The following is a 381-nucleotide window of genomic DNA, read 5'->3' on the forward strand; positions in this document are numbered from 1 at the left end:
AACTTCGGGAAACCGGAGCTAATACCGGATAACATATTGAACCGCATGGTTCAATAGTGAAAGGCGGCTTTGCTGTCACTTATAGATGGATCCGCGCCGTATTAGCTAGTTGGTAAGGTAACGGCTTACCAAGGCAACGATGCGTAGCCGACCTGAGAGGGTGATCGGCCACACTGGAACTGAGACACGGTCCAGACTCCTACGGGAGGCAGCAGTAGGGAATCTTCCGCAATGGGCGAAAGCCTGACGGAGCAACGCCGCGTGAGTGATGAAGGTCTTCGGATCGTAAAACTCTGTTATCAGGGAAGAACAAATGTGTAAGTAACTGTGCACATCTTGACGGTACCTGATCAGAAAGCCACGGCTAACTACGTGCCAGCA

The 381-nt window shown here is 51.4% G+C and carries 1 rRNA gene; it reads left to right on the plus strand.

The features are described 5' to 3' along the window. Positions 1–381, plus strand: a 16S ribosomal RNA gene (locus tag HMPREF3241_RS11895); the annotation flags it as partial.

It is taken from the genome of Staphylococcus sp. HMSC34G04 (assembly GCF_001838765.1).
Taxonomy (GTDB): Bacteria; Bacillota; Bacilli; order Staphylococcales; family Staphylococcaceae; genus Staphylococcus; species Staphylococcus epidermidis.